This window comes from Alphaproteobacteria bacterium (assembly GCA_019695395.1).
GTDB lineage: Bacteria > Pseudomonadota > Alphaproteobacteria > JAEUKQ01 > JAIBAD01 > JAIBAD01.
The window spans coordinates 1-15,058 of the sequence record JAIBAD010000023.1 but is presented as its reverse complement, the minus strand read 5'-3'; the positions used below and the strand labels follow the sequence as shown (position 1 = coordinate 15,058).

At 33.7% G+C, this 15,058-nt stretch carries 14 protein-coding genes and 1 tRNA gene; 7 read left to right on the top strand and 8 right to left on the bottom strand.

Annotated elements, in window-relative coordinates; all coding sequences use genetic code 11:
• Nucleotides 1-82 precede the first annotated feature (82 nt).
• From K1X44_05370 to K1X44_05345, 6 genes are all read left to right on the top strand, one after another.
• Nucleotides 83-1,108, top strand: a complete 1,026-nt coding sequence (locus K1X44_05370; GenBank protein ID MBX7146721.1) for a polyprenyl synthetase family protein — start codon at nt 83-85, stop codon at nt 1,106-1,108.
• A 254-nt stretch (nt 1,109-1,362) separates the two neighbouring features.
• Nucleotides 1,363-1,439 (top strand) — tRNA-Pro (locus K1X44_05365).
• Nucleotides 1,440-1,647: 208 nt separating this feature from the next.
• The gene (locus tag K1X44_05360) at nt 1,648-2,472 is read left to right on the top strand and encodes a hypothetical protein (GenBank protein ID MBX7146720.1); all 825 of its coding nucleotides are present in this window, start codon (nt 1,648-1,650) and stop codon (nt 2,470-2,472) included.
• Nucleotides 2,473-2,731: 259 nt separating this feature from the next.
• Nucleotides 2,732-3,313, top strand: a complete 582-nt coding sequence (locus K1X44_05355) for a LemA family protein (protein ID MBX7146719.1) — start codon at nt 2,732-2,734, stop codon at nt 3,311-3,313.
• A 3-nt stretch (nt 3,314-3,316) separates the two neighbouring features.
• Nucleotides 3,317-4,030: a TPM domain-containing protein gene (locus K1X44_05350; GenBank protein ID MBX7146718.1), complete on the top strand. Its 714-nt coding sequence runs from the start codon at nt 3,317-3,319 to the stop codon at nt 4,028-4,030.
• Entirely contained in the window at nt 4,024-4,644 is a 621-nt protein-coding gene (locus tag K1X44_05345; GenBank protein ID MBX7146717.1) for a hypothetical protein, read from the top strand. The genes K1X44_05350 and K1X44_05345 overlap by 7 nt, the downstream gene beginning before the upstream one ends.
• A gap of 3 nt (nt 4,645-4,647) precedes the next feature.
• Here K1X44_05345 and cydB read toward each other — a convergent pair whose 3' ends face one another.
• The 5 genes from cydB to K1X44_05320 all read right to left on the bottom strand — a co-directional run bounded on the left by cydB (nt 4,648) and on the right by K1X44_05320 (nt 12,024).
• Nucleotides 4,648-5,655, bottom strand: coding sequence for a cytochrome d ubiquinol oxidase subunit II (gene cydB, locus K1X44_05340; GenBank protein MBX7146716.1), 1,008 nt, complete (start codon nt 5,653-5,655; stop codon nt 4,648-4,650).
• 6 nt (nt 5,656-5,661) lie between these two features.
• Nucleotides 5,662-7,020 carry a cytochrome ubiquinol oxidase subunit I gene (locus tag K1X44_05335; GenBank protein ID MBX7146715.1) on the bottom strand — a complete coding sequence of 453 codons (1,359 nt, stop codon included), beginning with the start codon at nt 7,018-7,020 and terminating at the stop codon, nt 5,662-5,664.
• A 128-nt stretch (nt 7,021-7,148) separates the two neighbouring features.
• A complete protein-coding gene (locus K1X44_05330; protein ID MBX7146714.1) occupies nt 7,149-8,141 on the bottom strand; it encodes a DMT family transporter in 993 nt (330 codons plus the stop codon).
• Nucleotides 8,142-8,350: 209 nt separating this feature from the next.
• The gene (locus K1X44_05325) at nt 8,351-10,159 is read right to left on the bottom strand and encodes a calcium-binding protein (protein MBX7146713.1); all 1,809 of its coding nucleotides are present in this window, start codon (nt 10,157-10,159) and stop codon (nt 8,351-8,353) included.
• Between the two features lie 89 nt (nt 10,160-10,248).
• The gene (locus K1X44_05320; GenBank protein MBX7146712.1) at nt 10,249-12,024 is read right to left on the bottom strand and encodes a hypothetical protein; all 1,776 of its coding nucleotides are present in this window, start codon (nt 12,022-12,024) and stop codon (nt 10,249-10,251) included.
• A gap of 417 nt (nt 12,025-12,441) precedes the next feature.
• Between K1X44_05320 and K1X44_05315 the strand changes: the two genes are divergently transcribed.
• A complete protein-coding gene (locus K1X44_05315) occupies nt 12,442-12,678 on the top strand; it encodes a hypothetical protein (GenBank protein ID MBX7146711.1) in 237 nt (78 codons plus the stop codon).
• A gap of 149 nt (nt 12,679-12,827) precedes the next feature.
• Here the strand turns inward: K1X44_05315 and K1X44_05310 are convergent, their stop codons facing one another.
• The 3 genes from K1X44_05310 to K1X44_05300 all read right to left on the bottom strand — a co-directional run.
• Nucleotides 12,828-13,397: a polymer-forming cytoskeletal protein gene (locus tag K1X44_05310; protein ID MBX7146710.1), complete on the bottom strand. Its 570-nt coding sequence runs from the start codon at nt 13,395-13,397 to the stop codon at nt 12,828-12,830.
• 379 nt (nt 13,398-13,776) lie between these two features.
• Nucleotides 13,777-14,358, bottom strand: coding sequence for a hypothetical protein (locus tag K1X44_05305; protein MBX7146709.1), 582 nt, complete (start codon nt 14,356-14,358; stop codon nt 13,777-13,779).
• A 228-nt stretch (nt 14,359-14,586) separates the two neighbouring features.
• Nucleotides 14,587-15,058: hypothetical protein (locus K1X44_05300; GenBank protein ID MBX7146708.1), on the bottom strand; the 472-nt coding region annotated here is incomplete at its 5' end.

Genomic DNA, 15,058 nt, shown 5'->3' with positions numbered 1-15,058 from the left:
AAATCTTACAATAAATTAAAAATCATTCTACAATATATTAGAAAAATTTCATAATTAAATTAAGATTTTAAAATAGGTTTTTATGGCAGTTATTATTAAACTTGATCAAGAACGTGACGGTTCTAATCATACCAATGCCTTAACTGTTTTAACAGATCTTGTTCAGCAAGATTTAACCGCTGTTAATACACTTATTCTTCATGAAATGCAAAGTCCCGTCAATTTAATTCCACAACTGGCCAGCCATGTTATTGCAGCAGGTGGTAAAAGATTACGTCCTTTACTTACTTTAGCGGCAAGTAAATTATGTGGATATCAAGGTAAAAATCATATTGATCTTGCAACTGCTGTTGAATTTATCCATACAGCTACCCTTCTTCATGATGATGTTATTGATGAAAGTCTAATGAGACGTGGCCAACAATCCGCAAATTCTTTATGGGGTAACCAAGCAAGTGTTCTAGTAGGTGATTTTTTATTTAGCCGTGCTTTTCAACTTATGGTCAAGGTTGGGTCATTAAAGATCTTAGATATTTTATCAAAAGCTTCTGCTTTAATTGCTGAAGGTGAGGTTTTACAACTTATCAACAATAATAATACGGAATGTACCGAACAAGCCTATTTAGATGTGGTACGTGCCAAAACTGCTATACTTTTTTCTGCCGCATGTGAGGTTGGCAGCATATTAGCCGAGCGCCCCAAAATAGAACAAGATGGATTAGCAAGTTTTGGATTAAATTTAGGTATTGTTTTTCAACTTGTCGATGATGTGTTGGATTATTCTGCTCAGAATATTAAATTTGGTAAATCAGTCGGTAATGATTTTCAAGAAGGTAAAATTACCCTACCTATTATACTTGCCTATAGACGCGGTTCTGAAAAAGAACGTGAATTTTGGCGACGTGTTTTAGAACAACAAGAACAAAAAGAAGGCGATTTTGATTATGCGCTTTCTCTTCTTCATCAACATCATGCCTTAAAAGATAGCATCATACGTGCTAAATATTATGCTGATATTGCCCACGATTCACTAGATGCTTTTAAAGATAGTATCGAGAAAAAATCTTTACTAAATATTATTCATTTCTGTCTTAACAGAACATATTAATAAATTTATCAGCAAATATACTAAAACTAATATTAATAAAATTTTATTTTTTAATATTTTTGTTAAAAACTTATCCAGCTAGGAAATGATAAGTAAGTTTCAAAAAAAAATAATTTATGGACTAATAAAGGCATAATGTTATCTTTGTATTCAAGTCGTTTCCACAAAGGGTAGTATCAATATTGTCTGGGTTGATATTACTTTCTAAAAATAAGTTGATATAATAGTTTTTGAAATTATCATTCTGATATAAGCGGAGTGTAGCTCAGCCTGGTAGAGTATTGCGTTCGGGACGCAAGGGCCGGAGGTTCGAATCCTCTCACTCCGACCAAATTAAACTTACCTATAATGTAATCTTAGTACTTAATTTTTTTAGAATGATTATCTTTTTATTATATAAAATTTTTTTTTTTTTGATATTTAAATTATAATTATATTTTATATTATAATAAAATTTTATATAATTAACTAAAAATTAACTATTAGTTATTACTTGTATTAAAAAAATTAGTAAAATTTATTTAATATAAGGTAAAAATATGCAAACATTAAAAAAATTAATAGACAATCAACATAAAACAAATTTCAATCAATTTTATGATGATAGAAAAAATAATCAACAAAATACATTTTTTGATCAAACTAGTTTGACTAGGGGGTATAACGGGACTGCTGGTAATGATGTTATCTCTGGGCAATATGACGAAATGAATACCATTAATGGTTTTGATGGTAATGATGTTTTAACCGGGGCAAATCTTGCAGATATCCTATCTGGCGGTAAGGGCAATGATTGGCTTTATGGAAATGAAGGTAATAATACACTTTATGGTGGCGATGGTGATGATTATTTAATTGGGGGTTCAGGCGACGAAGAATTACACGGCGATGATGGGAATGATACAATATGGGCTGGATCTGGCAACGACCGTATAGAAACTGGTAATGGCAGCGATTCAGTTTTTGCTGGAGGTGGTACTGATATTATATCATCAAGCAACCTGGATGATGCCAATGATTTTATAGATGGCGGTGATGGCAATGATACTGTTATATTAAATATTGATCAAAATACTTTATGGACCAGATTTTATTTTACAAAAATTGGATCCAATGAATTTGCTTTAACTTCTATATTAACAGGTGAAATTGATCATTATAAAAATATAGAATATTTTTATACAGCAACAGATCGTAAAACAATTAAAATTAGCGATATATTACTTTCACCTGATTTATCATCTTCATATCTTCGCCAATCAATGGCAGGATTATCAACAAATTTATCTTCCGAATCTGAATTTATAAAATTAGAAAATGCAGATACCAATATAATACAAATAACTAATAGTAAAACTTTTTAACTATAATTATGTATTTTAAAAATAAAAGCTGCAAAACTAAAGCAGCTTTTATTTTATTTATTTCTTTATATCAAAGATTAACTTGTCAGTATTGCGTTCGGGACGCAAGGGCCGGAGGTTCGAATCCTCCATTCTGACTATAGGTTGTTTCTAATATAAGTATAGATATTTAATAAAATTGCTAGCATTATCTTGTCTTCTAGATTTTTTTTATTACATAACATAAAATATAAGCTTTATATTATATGGGGGATTCTTAATGAAACGTTCTTTTTGGATTATTATTATTTTGGCTGCCATAGGATTCTTTGCTATGCGTGGTATCAATATTATTCCCCGCCTAGACGAAAAAGTGAACGCATCCTGGGCTGAAGTCCAAAATCAATATCAACGGCGCCTAGATCTTATTCCTAACCTTGTTGAAACTGTTAAAGGTTATGCTAATTTTGAACAAAAAACGTTGACAGATGTTATTGAAGCACGTGCTAATGCCACCAAAGTTACCTTAACACCTGACCAACTTTCTGACCCAGAAGCTGTAAAAAAATTTGAACAAGCCCAAGGTACTATGGCCTCGGCTTTATCGCGTTTGATGGTCGTAGTTGAACGTTATCCTGATCTTAAGGCCAACCAGAATTTTCTAGCTCTTCAATCCCAACTTGAAGGTACAGAAAATCGTATAACCATTTCTCGCAAAGATTATATCAGTACCGTCCAAGAATATAATACCACGGTGCGTACCTTTCCTGGAATTATTTGGGCCACTCTTTATGGGGCAAAACCAAAAGTAACTTTTACGGCAGTTGAAGGGGCAGCAACACCACCAACTGTAAAATTTTAAATAATGCGCTTTTTTAGTTTATTTATTTTTGTTTTTGTTGTTCATTCAGCTTTTGCTGCTTTGCAATTTCCTGCTTTAACTGGACGTGTCGTTGATGATGCTCATATTCTTTCGTCTTCTGCACAACAAAACCTTACCCAAATGCTAGAAAATTATGAGCAAGCTAGTTCTAATCAAATAGCTGTTGTAACTGTCCCTACCCTGCAAGGCGTATCTATTGAAGAATATGGGTATCAACTGGGACGTACTTGGCAAATTGGAGAACAAGGGAAAAATAACGGGGCTTTGCTAATCATTGCACCAAATGAAAAGAAAGTAAGAATTGAAGTTGGATATGGACTTGAACCTATACTTACGGATGCTCTTTCAAGTAAGATTATCAATGCTATTATCATACCTGCCTTTCAAACAGGAAATATGGAACAAGGAATTATTGATGGTACCCAAGCCATATTGGCAGTTCTTGGTGGTAAAGATATCATAACTCCACCAACACCAAAAACAAATGAATTATCAGGCTTTGATATAGCACTCTTTTTTCTATTTCTCTTAGGATTTATTTTATTTGCTAGACGTAATCCTTTTCTTGCTTTAGCCCTATTATCTGGAGGTATTTCTAGATTTGGTGGGCGCGGCCGGAATTTTGGTTCTAGTGGTGGAATATTTAGAGGGCGCGGTGGCAGCTTTGGCGGTGGGGGCGCTTCGGGTTCATGGTAAAAACTTTATCTGCAGATGATAAAAAAGCTTTGGCCGATGCTATTACCGAAGCTGAACGTCAAACAAGCTTAGAACTTGTTGTTGTTATGGCACCTGCTAGTGATCCTTATCAAAGTTATCTTTTGATTTATGGTTTAATTTTAGGAAGTTTAATTGGTATGGTTTTATGGTCATTAAATTTAGTGACAGGATTTCCTTTTTTATTTGCTATCCAATTAAGTGTCGTAATGATCTTATCCTTTATCCCACAATTACGATCCTTATGGATAAAATTGGTACCCAAAAATATCCAACAATATCGTACAAAACAACGAGCTTATGAAGAATATTTTACCATCTCTCACCAAGTTTCAGCAACAATACCTATTGTGTTACTTTATATTTCAATTGCCGAACATTATGTTCATATTATCCCAAGTAGATTAGTTCGCGAAAAAATTTCTGAGGAACATTGGAATAATCTAGTCAATGAATTAACCACTACAATAGGAGCGCAAGGTATTAAAATGGCTTGTATTCAAACCATTCAGCATATTACTGATATTCTAAAACCACATTTTCCTGAAAAAGGTGAACAAAATAGTCTTTCTGAAACAATTGTAGAGGTTAATTAAAGATTAATTATAAGTTAATTCTTTAACCTTACCCCAAAAAACACGATAGGCATAAATAGTATAGCCAATAATAAAGGGCAAAACTATAAGAACACCAATTAAAATAATCATTAATGCATCAGAGCTACTAGCCGCCTGCCATATTGTTAATTGATCAGGCACAATATAAGGATAAAAACTATAAGCAAGTCCATGAAAACCTAATAAAAAAAGTCCAACGCTACCCGCAAAAGGAACCCAACTATAATGGTCTTGCGGATGGGGTAATTTTTTTAACATTATTTCGGTAAGTATAATAACCAAAGCTGTTATTAAGGGTATTGGTAATAATAAAAAGAAATTAGGTAAATTAAACCATTTATCAAAAATACGAGAGTTTATAAGTGGGGTTGCTATTGATACTAATGCTATACCTAAAGCCGTTCCCCAAAGCGATAAACGTGCCCATCTCACTGCTTTTTTTTGTAAATCTCCCTCGGTTTTCATAATGAGCCATCCAGCCCCAACAAAACTATACCCACATGCTAAGCAAACACCAACCAGTAAACTGAATATTACTGCCATGACAGTAGGGGTAAAGCCAACAATATACATGCCTAACATATAACCTTGCGCCACAGATGTCAGCAAAGAGCCGAAGGTAAATCCCCTATCCCATAAATATTTATGGTGGTCGCGAGCTTTAGCCCGAAAGTCAAAAGACACACCACGGATAATCAATCCAGCAATCATAATCGCTGTGGGAATATATAAATTAGTTAAAATGATTCCGTGCGCCATAGGAAAGGCAACTAATAAAATACCAATTCCTAAAACCAGCCAAGTCTCATTAGCGTCCCAAAAAGGGCCAATTGACGCAATCATCATATTTTTTTGATCATAATTAGCACATCCCATAAGAATACCAACACCAAGATCGTAACCATCCAAAATAACATAAACAAGAATAGCAATCCCCATAAGAGCCATAAATATTAAAGGTAACCATTGGTTAAAGTCCGAAGTATCCATGATTTATTACTTTCTAGTTTCAAATAAATGACTGTAAGTATCATACGCTATATCAGAAGAAGGGGAAGATTGCACAGCTTTGCGTGCCATATAAAATAATACACTTACAAAGGAGATAATTAAAAACATGTAAAGTGCAAGATACATAGCTAATGTACCTTGAATCATAGGGGCCGTTACATTCGAAGCTGCAGCATCAGCCGTAAGGAGTAAATTGTACACAAGCCAAGGTTGTCTTCCAATTTCTGTTGTATACCAACCAGCCAAGGTTGCGATCCAACCCGCAAATGTCATAGATACTAATATAATTGATAACCATTTTGTTGGTTTTTTATAGCGATAAAATTGCCATACTACAGCCCATGAAACTAGAAGCATCAATAAACCAACACCCACCATTATACGAAAAGAAAAAAAAATGGGCGCAACGGGTGGATATTGATTATCAAATTCATTCAATCCTAAAACTTTACCATTCCATTGGTGAGTCAAAATCAAACTGCCTAAATCTGGTATACTTAATTCATACTTATTAATGCGTTTTTCTTCATCAGGTATAGCAAAAAGACGTAAATCTGCCCCCTCTTCTGTATTCCATATTCCTTCCATTGCAGCAATTTTGGCAGGTTGATATTTTAGTGTATTAAGCCCATGCATATCGCCTATAATAATTTGCAAAGGAATTAAGAGTGCTGCTATCCAAACAGCAAGTTTCATTGCACTTAAAACACTGGGGCATCGATCATTATAGAGGAAACGATAAGCTGACACCCCAGCAATTAAAAACGATGCCGTTAAACCCGAAGCCAGCAGCATATGAATAACCCGATAAGGCATCGATGGATTAAAAAGAATTTCAACCCAATTGGTAGCATAAACAATCCCATTCCGCATTTCAAAACCTGACGGGGTGTGCATCCAACTATTCAAAACTAAAATCCAAAAAGCTGATAAAGTAGTACCAATCGCAACCAAGATAGTTGCCAAAGTGTGCATCCTGTTGGAAACACGGCTGAAACCAAAAAGCATAATACCGAGAAAGGTTGCTTCAAGAAAAAAAGCGGTTAAAACTTCGTAAGCAAGAAGTGGCCCTGCGATATTTCCAACTGTCATCATAAAGCCTGGCCAGTTGGTCCCAAATTGAAAAGACATGGTAACGCCAGAAACAACACCAAGTGCAAAGCAAAGCGCAAAAATTTTAACCCAGAATTTATAAGCAGCTATCCATTTGTTATCTTGGGTTTTATTGTAACGCAACTTAAAAAATAATAAAATCCAAGCAAGAGCAATGGTAATTGCAGGAAATAATATATGAAATGAAATATTCGCAGCAAATTGGATACGAGCCAAAAAATAGGCGTCCATTCTATCTCCCCTATGTTAATGGATAAAACAGAACAATAATTTTATAGTATAAATAATACTCTATTAGCAGCAATTATACAAAAAGCCGCATGACTAAAATAGCTAAAATAAAAGTAAATTATCTATTCTTATTCTTCACTGAAAACTTTTAAAGTGGAACTACTTAATTGATGATTTTTATAATCAATATTTATTTTAAGATGATTCTTTTTTAATTTTATAAAATTCAACGCCAATGCTATACCAAACATCGTAATTAACATACCTATTATACCTAACCATCCTAATTTTTCATCAAATAAAATATAGGCATATAATGTTGTTAAAGGTGGTATTAAATAAAAAATCAAAGCTACCGTTGAAACTGCACCCTTTCTTATTAGCCAGCCTAAAACACTTATTGCACAAACAGATTGCATCACCGATAGCCAAAAAAGGCAAAAGATAAATTCGTTTGACCAATGGATAGATTGTTCATGAAAAATATAAATCATCGGCCAAATAAGCAGAAATGAAAAAGCTAATTGAATAACCCGTCCTGCTCGCATGTCAACATTTTGGCAAAATTTCTTTTGATAAATGGTCCCAAGAGTAATGCTTACCAATGCTGCTGAAACTAATAAAATACCCTCAAGATCTACGGTCATATTTTGTAATTTAGGTTCGATGATAAAAATTATTCCAATAAAACCTAGTAATAATCCTAACCATTGTTTATAGGTTATTTTTTCACCCAATATAGGGCTTGCCAATATAGTTGTTAATAAAGGCTGTAATCCAACAATAATTGCAACCAATCCAACCGGGGTGTTTCTATAAACAGCCATCCATGATGCAACTACATAAAATACATGAAGTAAACTCCCAGAAATAGCTAAATGCATTATAGTTTTTAATTTTCTTGGCCACGGTACCTTAACCCAAAAGGCGAAAAACGTACTAACTATCACCGCTATTAAAAGTCGCCACCAGATCAAAGTAAACGGTTCTGAATAACGCAGTCCAATTTTTGTAACTATAAAACCTGGGCTCCATAACACAATAAATAAAATAGATAAATATATTTGAGCGTTAGAATTTCGAATTAATTTTGGATAATTTTCATGATCATGATATTGCATAAACTCTTTCAATATTAAAATAATTGTTTAAAAGAATGTTTACATAGATCATTATGTATGTAAATTACAATTTATTTTCTAATGATAAAATTATATTTATTCATATAAATAAAAGTAATTTAAGCTAATTCATAAATTATTATAAAAATAACTTATAAATAAAAGCCACAGAATTTAATCTGTGGCTTTTATTAACATATCTTCCTTGTTTAGTTTTGAAAATAATTATTTGAAACAAATAAAGGTTGATCCTGTCTATTGGTGGCATAACCATTATTTAATGATGCACTTTCTGAGAAACTACCCATCGATTGCATTAATAAAGATGGACTCTCTATGGTTAAACTAGCCATAAAATCTTTAACCAATATATTCTTTTGGATACCATCAACAGAATATCTTATATATTCAATATTACGGCATATATCTGTTTCGCCCGTTGCTTTGTTAAAGATGGTAAATTCATTTGGTGAATTCATTTTTAATTGTAATGTACCATTTTTATATTCATTTAGATTATTTAAAACTAATGTATCTTCTCCATCCCCGCCATCATAAAGATCACCCAAATCATGTATTTGGGTAAGATCCAAAATAACATCACCATCGCCCATAAGAATAGTATCATCTCCGGCACCACCGCTTATAATATCAAAACCTATATCACCGGCAAGTATATCATTACCATTTCCACCATAAATTTCGTCATTACCATCACCACCTGAAATTTTATCATCACCATCTTCACCTAATAATATATCTTTTCCACCATAACCATACATGATATCATCCCCATCTTCACCATGTACAATATCATCACCATTTCCACCATCGATATAATCTTTTCCTAATCCACCTAAAATTTTATCGTCACCACCATCACCTTGTAAATGATCATTACCTTGGCCACCGTAAATTTCATCATTACCATCCCCACCAAAAACGGTATCGTTATCAAGCCCGCCAGCCAATGTATCATCTCCAATCCCGCCATAAATATCATCATCACCTTTTTCCCCATCAATGCTATCATTCCCATCTTCACCCTTTAAAAAATCATCACCTTCACCACCTAAAATACCATCATTGCCATTTCCGCCATTAACTGTATCATTGTTACCACCACCGTTCAATAAATCATCATCGTCCTCACCATATAATTTATCTATACCATCTCCGCCATTTAATTCATCTCGTCCCACATCACCATATAATTCATCTTGTCCAGTCCCACCATACAATTTGTCATCACCAGCGCCACCTTCAAGTATACCGATATATAAAGGGCTAGACAACACACCACCAGTAATAATGTCATTCCCATTACCCCCATATAAATGGCCAGTTCCATTTATAATATCATTACCTTCATCACCATAAATATCATTATAACCATCGTTATCTAAAATTTTATCGTCACCATTTTCTCCGTATAGTTTATCATCTCCATCCCCTCCCTCGACTTTATCATTACCTTGGCCTGCAAAAATGGTATCATTATCTTCATCACCAAATAATTGATCATTATCATCCCCACCTTCAATATAATCTTGACCTTCACCTGCGTGAATCCAATCATCACCTGTATTACCTAATATGCTGTCATTTCCCTCTTCACCATAAAGAAAATCTCTACCTTCATTTCCTTGTACAGAATCGTTGCCATAACCTGCAAAAACCCAATCATTACCCTGACCACCTGTGACATAATCGTTATCGTTTTGCCCATAAAGAACATCGTTTCCATCTTTACCCATCAAAACATCTTCACCATCGCCGCCGTAAAGCACATCGGTTAAATTTCCACCCAACAACAAATCATTACCCCCATAGCCATAAAGATCATTTTCTTCCCCATCATTTCCAGCCAAAACATTATTTCCTGCATCACCCACAGTCACAAGGTCATGCCAAGATGTTTCCGGATAAGATTGTGAAAAAGAAACTTTATTTCTATTTTCTTGATTATTATCACTTAATGGTAAAATTTTATTAGTATTATTTTTTTTAATTTGCATTATATTTTTCCTTAAAATTAATTGTATAGATAGCAATCATAAGAGTATTAAAGCTATAGAAACTATCTATAGCCTTAATATTTTTTTATTTATAAGTTATTAGAGAATACTAATTGAATATGATTATCTTGATTATTTAACTGGTTCTTTAAATCACCTGCCCCAGTTTCGTAATTAGCAAAACCAGCTATTGATTCTATTAAGGAAGCTGTTTCTATTTTTGCTAAGCTACCCAGAAAATCTTTGACAGATACATCTTTTTGCATCCCATCAACAGAATATCTTATATATTCGATATTACGACAAAGATCCGTTTCACCAGTTGTTTTATTTAAAATAGTAAATTCATTCGACGAAAGCATTTTAAATTCTAGATTACTATCCCCAAGATGGTAAGATTTACCTAAATCAAATATATCATTAAGGCTTGCCCCACCATCATAAAGATCACCAAAATTATCCCCTATAGTAATATCTGATGCACTTATTATATCATTATGATCACCACCATAAATTTCGTCATAGCCATTTCCACCTGATATATAATCGTCACCATCATTACCTAAAATAATATCGTTTCCTTCTCCGCCATCAATTATATCATTACCCCATTCACCATCTATTATATCATCACCCGCACCACCATTAATAGTATCATCAACAAAACTTGTGCTACTTCCAATACCACCTTTTATCGAATCATTCCCATCGCCACCTTGTAAATTATCATTACCAACCCCACCATCAATAGTATCATTTCCATCACCACCATATATTACATCAACACCTTTGCCACCTTTTAAATAATCATTACCGTTTTCACCATAAATCACATCTGCCCCATCTCCAGCATCTACATAATCTTTACCTTCACCAGCATATATTATATCAGATCCTGAAGAAATTTTTGGATCCATAAAAATCTCTGTATCACCTACTATATAATCATCACCATCGCCACCAAAAAGTTGATCATCACCATCGCCACCATTAAGATAATCATCTCCCTCCCCACCAATTAATTTATCATAAAATCCTTTACCAAAAATTGTATCTTTTCCGATACCACCATCAACATAACCACTTACCTCTATTGTATCATCTCCCTCTCCACCATAGGCATAATTTTGTCCTAAATTATCTTTAATAACATCATTACCATTCCCACCATCAATATAATCTTTTCCTGCACCTGTTGTAATCGTATCATTTCCATCTTCACCATATATTTTATTGTCACCATCAGTATCTATTAAGATATCATCACCATCCTCCCCATATAAGACATCATCACCATCGCCACCTTCTATCTGATCGTTGCCTAACCCGCCAAGAATTTTATCATTTGCTTCATCCCCAAATAATTTATCATTGCCATCACCACCTTCGATATGGTCCTGACCTTCGCCTGCATGGATCCAATCATCTCCTGTGTCACCTAATAAACGGTCATTACCTTCTTCACCGTACAGAAAATCCCTGCCTTCATTACCTTGGACAACATCGTTTCCTAAACCACCAAAAACCCAATCATTACCAGCACCACCAGCAACATAATCACTATCATTTTGGCCATAAAGAACATCATCCCCTTCTTTACCAACTAATAAATCCTCACCATCGCCTCCATAAAGAACATCGGTAAGATTGCCGCCAAGCAACAAATCATTACCCCCATAGCCATAAAGATCATTTTCTTCCCCATCATTTCCAGCCAAAACATTATTTCCTGCATCACCCACAGCCACAAGGTCATGCCAAGATGTTTCCGGATAAGATTGCAAAAAAGCAATTTTGTTTTTACTTTTTTGATTATTATCAAATAATGGTAAAGTTTTATTAGTATTATTTTTCTTAATTTGCATTATATTTTTCCTTAAAATTAATTATAAAATAAATTGTAATATATAAATATTTTTAATTATAAATTTTGTCAATTATTAATTTATAAAATTTTATTATTTATAATAAATATTAATAGTATTATTAATTAAATATAAATATTATTTATATTAATTTTGATTATCTTGGATATTTGAAATCACCATAAAAATTAACCCATTATAAAAAAAGCTTGGGTTTACTTGAAAATTATTTTAACATTTTAAAGATCAAAAAATTTATGGTTAATTTTTTATTAAATTATATTTTTAAATAATTATTATAAATAGAATCAATTCTATAAAAAATTAAAAAACTATTAACCGATTACTTTTATATTTATTTAAAATATGTTATAGTATAAATAGATTTTGACGTTATTAAACATAAAGGAGAGACAGATGATTAATAAAAATGTTCTTGTTGTTTTAGCTATGACATTTGCTTTAACAGCCTGTGCAACAAACGAACATACGACATCTGATGTTGTAACGGGTGCTGCTGTTGGGGCTGGTGTTGGGGCTGCAACTGGTGCTATTTTTGGTGGGGTTGGCATTGCTGAAGGTGCTGTCATAGGTGCCGGTGTTGGTGCCGCTAGTGGTTTAATCGTCAACCAAACGCAACCAAGAAGACGCTAATTATTTAGCTAATAACATAACTATTGTTGATTAAAACTAATCGTATTATGGTTTATTGAACAATTTTACGATAGGTTGTGATAACAGATAAACAATAATTTTTGGACTTTCATTATAATCGCAAAGTCCAATTTTTATTTATATCCTTATTATCTTGGAATTCTAACGGAAGCCGCAGGTGTAGAAGAAGGAATTCCATTGGATAATCCATTTACACCCTGGTGGTTAGTTTTTTCACGTCCCACAGATACTTTTTGATCACCCATGGCCATTGGACGGCATTGTCCATCTATATAGGCACCTGGTTCAATTGCCAAAGATTGATGAAGAATATCCCCAACCACCCTTGCCGTTTTGGCCAAAGTTACTGTATTTCCACGAATTTGTCCTGTAACCGACCCCAAAATTCTTACAGTTTCTGCAGAAACTGATCCATGAACATGGGCACCTTCAGAAATTGTGGCAGACCGGCTTTGTAAATTACCTTCAACCAAACCATCCAATTGGACATCACCCGAACAAATGACATCACCTGTGACCTTAATATCTTTACGTATAACAGATGCCATGGATCCCGTTTGCGTATGGGTTGCGGCTGTCATTTTAACCTGGGTTTTCACAACAGGTTCGGCATTATGATGAACAGGATTATGGTGTACAGGATTATGATGAATAACACTGTGATCTGTATGCGAGGGTTTGGTTATTTTTGTGTACATAATATCCTTCTTTTTACAAATAACTTTCTTTAAAGATATTCAATATGGATTAATCTAAAAGATTTATCATAATATCTATTGAATTAAATTTAAAGTGACCAGGCTAAAATTCCGATTCTTGAAGAATCAGATACGATTTTGCCTATAATTGATAGATAAAGCAATGATTTATCGAATATTGTTTATTTTCAACAATATAATAGCTCTTTTTCTTCATGTTAACTCTTAACATATAGAGAAGCAATTAAAAAAATCATGTAAATTATAAAGCTGCTATAGGTTTGAGAAATCTATAATGATGAATATGTATGGCTGTCTAAAACGTTATATTATCAAGAAAAAGGCCCTAAGAAATAGGGCCTTTTCCAAAAGATAGCTGTTAAAATCTTGGATCTGGATCATAATCACCTGATTTATCAACAGGACGATCTTTGACTGCATTATCCTTGCTATCCCGTTGGAATGCAGGGGCTTGTCTAACCTTTGTCCAAGGTGATGGGACTGGAATCATCGTAACCTTTTTGCCTTTATCTTGATAGGCTGGAGCCTTTCTTGTTGTAGGCAGTGTTGGTATAGGGGGAAGTTCAACTTTCACATCGTGACCATCAACCTTAATTAGATCTGGGCTGACAACCTCAATCATATGCCCGTCAACTTCGAAGAATCTACCACCTTCGCCATGGCCTTCTTTGCCATCAACCTTAACGGTTTTACGATCGGTCACTTCAACCATATGACCTTCAACATTATAGAGTTCAACCAATTGAGGTTTTGATGGTAGATTTTTTATACTATAATCACCTGGCTGTCCTGGAAAAGGTAGCCATTGCTGTTCCCCATAAGGTCCGATAGAACAATTTTTACATGATCTATATGGTTCAATTGATTTAGTACCACATGCATTCAAAGTTAAAATTGGTAAAACAATAAGTGGTAAAAGAAATTTAGTATAGTTTTGCATTAATATATCCTTTATAAAATTTTTTATTATAAAAATTAGAACAATTAGATTAATAAATAGTTAATTATTAAAATAATTATGAATAATTTATATAATATTCATTAAAATTATTCATATATTTGATGGGAATTTAAAAATAAAAATTAGGAACTACAATAAAATTTAAATATATATCTAAAAAAAATAGCCCTGAGAACAGGGCTATTTAAAAGATTAGATTAAATTAGTTTACTTAAACATAGGATCATAATCCCCATTATCCTTGCTGACAGGGCGATCTTTTATCCCATTATCTTTGCTATCCCGTTGGAATGCAGGAGCCTGCCTGATCTTTGTCCAAGCTGATGGGACTGGGATCATAACAACCTTTTTACCTTTATCTTGATAGGCTGGTGCTTTTCTATAAGTAGGAAGAGGTGGAAGTTCAACTTTAACTTCATTTCCATCAACCTTAATTGTATCTGGTCCGACAACCTCTATCATATGGCCGTCTACCTCAAAGAATCTGCCACCTTCGCCATGGCCTTCTTTGCCATCAACCCTTACTGTTTTACGATCAATATATTCAACTTTATGACCTTCTACTTCAAAAACTTCAACTAACTGGGGGGATGATCTTAGACTATTTGGATCAGCATTACGTATGGGAGGATAATCACCACCCTCTCCTGGAAAGGGTATATGAGGTTCACTATAACCA